Here is a 2,205-nt window from a genome sequence, read left to right as displayed (position 1 = left end):
CGCTCCTACCTTGGAACTTCAAACATTAGCAACATAGCCCCGTGGGTTCATGGGGCGCATACGATACAAGTACTTATAAACATCGTTCTATATAGATATAGCAAGCATAAAAAAAGAAGCCGAAGCTTCTTTTAAGAGGTGTACGTGATAAACATCAATTGCTCAATACGCAGTAAGCACTCAATTTAACGACGTCGAGGCGGATCTCTGCGCTCGCGAGAGGCATCGGGTTGATCATCGTACGATGAAGGGTTGCTTCTCAACGAAGGGATTTTTTCCTTACCCGCGAGCTTATTCTGTAGAGACATCATTAGCTCAGCTTCCGCTTTAGGTAATTCACACTCTTCGATCAGTTCGTTTATCCCGGCACCAAGCTGAACCATTTTTGTTGCACGCGTATATAAGCGTCCATCGGTGTCAGCATGTTCCAACTCAACAATACGTTCATTCAAGTGCTTTATCAGATCTTGCTGTTCCGTCACTTTCTGGCCAAGGCCAACCACAACAGAGCGAACTTCAAGTAATTGCTTACTCGATTTTTGAAGCTCTTTATCCAAGTTACGAACTTGCAGACGTGATTGATCGAGCTGCTTTTGAATTGCACGTTTTACTTTGCTAATCAAAATCACGATGAATAACGTAAAAACCCCAACACCTGATATCAGAACGACAGGGCTTAAAGGAAGCGCTTCAAACATTACAGGTGAGCCATCTCATCCCATTCGTCTTCGCTTAGTAGTTTGTTTAAATCTACTAAAATAAGCAGCTTGCCATCACGGTTACTTACACCTTGGATAAACTTAGCACTTTCATCAGTACCAACACTTGGCGTTGTGTCGATTTCAGAAGAACGTAGGTAAACCACTTCAGCAACGCTATCGACTAGAATGCCAATTACTTGACGCTCAGATTCAATAACGATAATACGAGTGTTATCTGTGATTTCACCTTGCATCAAGCCAAAGCGAGAACGAGTGTCGATAACAGTAACAACGTTACCACGTAGGTTAATAATACCTAGAACGTAATCTGGAGCACCCGGTACTGGAGCAATTTCGCTGTAACGCAGTACTTCACGCACTTGCATTACGTTGATGCCGTAAGTTTCTTCTTCTAGCTGGAAAGTCACCCATTGAAGTACTTCATCATTGGTTTGCTCTTTTCTTACTTCAACTTCACTCATATGAGACATAGATAATCCTCTTGCCGTCGTTACCGACCACTATTATTAACTTGATGCGTTTACTAGCTTAATGCTTTTACATCTAGCCCTGCGTTTAGCATGGCGATTAATGCTTCAACATGGATCAAAGCACACATTTTTTCTTTTACCATACCAGCGAGCCATGGGCGTTTCCCTGCCATTTCTCGCCAACGTACTTTATCTGTATTAAGTAGCTCGGTGCCTTTTAGCTCGGTGCTCGCAAGGCCCCACAAGCTCTCCCCAAGCATGACTATATATTGATATTTTTCTTTGTACTCGTCACCTGATAGTTTCTCAGACATCACCCATTTTGCGGTGTCGACCACATCTAGCTGACTATCACGGTTGGTTTGTAAACCCAAATACCAAGCTGGCTTACCAATGATATGACTTAACTCTTCAAGGCGATGGATACCGCCAAGCTCATCAAGTGGTACCGCAAAGGTCACGCCGTTTACATCAAAATACAAAACTTGAAAGTCTTCTGTGCGAACCGTATTTTCCCAAGAGGTAAACTGGTTAGCACCTCCGGCTTGAGTTTCAAGTCCAATAACTGTCTCGACCTCAGGAGCATCAAATTCAGACTCAACAGCCTTAACTTCTACTTGTTCCGTCTCCAACGATTCAGCTTGTAACTCTTCAATTTGCTGCGATTCAACAGGTGGCTCTACAACAATTGATAAATCGGGTTCTGGAAGATTCCAATCTTGAATCTCTGGCTCTTCAAACACTTGAACAGACTCAACCGCGGCCTCAAACATTTGCATGTCTGCTTGCTGGGCGATTTTCTGGGTGTTCAGATCCATCAATTCATCAAGATTCAGCTCATCAACAACATTGGTCGCCTCTAAACGACTTAGTAGCTTCTGAACATCCTCAAGGTTAGGAACCTCAAACTCAGCCGCGCGTATTTCTGCGTAGCTTGAGTGGTGGCTCGAAAATTGGCGCTCTGGCTCTGGCTCTGGCTCTGGCTCTGGCTCTGGCTCTGGCTCTGGCTCTGG

At 44.1% G+C, this 2,205-nt stretch carries 3 protein-coding genes; all 3 read right to left on the bottom strand.

Translation table 11 applies throughout. The features are described 5' to 3' along the window. Positions 1-185: 185 nt before the first annotated feature. Complete coding sequence (locus ACED45_RS23895; RefSeq protein WP_371715198.1) at positions 186-698, bottom strand: DUF2802 domain-containing protein; 513 nt, start codon at positions 696-698, stop codon at positions 186-188. Then, positions 698-1,192, bottom strand: coding sequence for a chemotaxis protein CheW (locus ACED45_RS23890; protein WP_017064109.1), 495 nt, complete (start codon positions 1,190-1,192; stop codon positions 698-700). Before ACED45_RS23890 ends, ACED45_RS23895 begins: the two co-directional genes overlap by 1 nt. Positions 1,193-1,245: 53 nt before the next feature. Next, on the bottom strand, positions 1,246-2,205 hold a 960-nt coding region (locus ACED45_RS23885; RefSeq protein WP_371715197.1), incomplete at its 5' end, for a chemotaxis protein CheW.

It is taken from the genome of Vibrio crassostreae (assembly GCF_041439375.1).
Taxonomy (GTDB): Bacteria; Pseudomonadota; Gammaproteobacteria; order Enterobacterales; family Vibrionaceae; genus Vibrio; species Vibrio crassostreae_D.
The sequence above is the reverse complement of the archived record's forward strand: the minus strand, read 5'-3'. Positions and strand labels throughout refer to the sequence as shown.

What these genes read in the sequence shown, in the direction of transcription:
- ACED45_RS23890 (WP_017064109.1), bottom strand. Translation starts at nt 1,192, where the DNA reads ATGTCTCATATGAGTGAAGTTGAAGTAAGAAAAGAGCAAACCAATGAT.
- ACED45_RS23895 (WP_371715198.1), bottom strand. Translation starts at nt 698, where the DNA reads ATGTTTGAAGCGCTTCCTTTAAGCCCTGTCGTTCTGATATCAGGTGTT.